Raw genomic sequence first — 1,496 nt, 5'->3', positions numbered from 1 at the left:
AATGTAATCAGTATTCATTGAGTCACAAAATCTTAAATTGAAGAGTTTGATCATGGCTCAGATTGAACGCTGGCGGCAGGCCTAACACATGCAAGTCGAGCGGAAACGAGTTATCTGAACCTTCGGGGAACGATAACGGCGTCGAGCGGCGGACGGGTGAGTAATGCCTAGGAAATTGCCTTGATGTGGGGGATAACCATTGGAAACGATGGCTAATACCGCATAACGCCTACGGGCCAAAGAGGGGGACCTTCGGGCCTCTCGCGTCAAGATATGCCTAGGTGGGATTAGCTAGTTGGTGAGGTAATGGCTCACCAAGGCGACGATCCCTAGCTGGTCTGAGAGGATGATCAGCCACACTGGAACTGAGACACGGTCCAGACTCCTACGGGAGGCAGCAGTGGGGAATATTGCACAATGGGCGCAAGCCTGATGCAGCCATGCCGCGTGTATGAAGAAGGCCTTCGGGTTGTAAAGTACTTTCAGCAGTGAGGAAGGGGGTGTCGTTAATAGCGGCATTTCTTGACGTTAGCTGCAGAAGAAGCACCGGCTAACTCCGTGCCAGCAGCCGCGGTAATACGGAGGGTGCGAGCGTTAATCGGAATTACTGGGCGTAAAGCGCATGCAGGTGGTTTGTTAAGTCAGATGTGAAAGCCCGGGGCTCAACCTCGGAACTGCATTTGAAACTGGCAAACTAGAGTACTGTAGAGGGGGGTAGAATTTCAGGTGTAGCGGTGAAATGCGTAGAGATCTGAAGGAATACCAGTGGCGAAGGCGGCCCCCTGGACAGATACTGACACTCAGATGCGAAAGCGTGGGGAGCAAACAGGATTAGATACCCTGGTAGTCCACGCCGTAAACGATGTCTACTTGGAGGTTGTGGCCTTGAGCCGTGGCTTTCGGAGCTAACGCGTTAAGTAGACCGCCTGGGGAGTACGGTCGCAAGATTAAAACTCAAATGAATTGACGGGGGCCCGCACAAGCGGTGGAGCATGTGGTTTAATTCGATGCAACGCGAAGAACCTTACCTACTCTTGACATCCAGAGAACTTAGCAGAGATGCTTTGGTGCCTTCGGGAACTCTGAGACAGGTGCTGCATGGCTGTCGTCAGCTCGTGTTGTGAAATGTTGGGTTAAGTCCCGCAACGAGCGCAACCCTTATCCTTGTTTGCCAGCGAGTAATGTCGGGAACTCCAGGGAGACTGCCGGTGATAAACCGGAGGAAGGTGGGGACGACGTCAAGTCATCATGGCCCTTACGAGTAGGGCTACACACGTGCTACAATGGCGCATACAGAGGGCAGCCAACTCGCGAGAGTGAGCGAATCCCAAAAAGTGCGTCGTAGTCCGGATTGGAGTCTGCAACTCGACTCCATGAAGTCGGAATCGCTAGTAATCGTAGATCAGAATGCTACGGTGAATACGTTCCCGGGCCTTGTACACACCGCCCGTCACACCATGGGAGTGGGCTGCAAAAGAAGTGGGTAGTTTAACCTT

General features: G+C 52.8%; 1 rRNA gene. It reads left to right on the top strand.

The features are described from left to right. Positions 1-34: 34 nt before the first annotated feature. Positions 35-1,496 (top strand): 16S ribosomal RNA (locus KI655_RS19260); the annotation flags it as partial.

Origin of the sequence: Vibrio sp. D404a (assembly GCF_030248535.1) — a bacterium.
Classification (GTDB): domain Bacteria; phylum Pseudomonadota; class Gammaproteobacteria; order Enterobacterales; family Vibrionaceae; genus Vibrio.
Note: the sequence above shows the minus strand (reverse complement) of the source record. Positions and strands in the feature narration are given on the sequence as shown.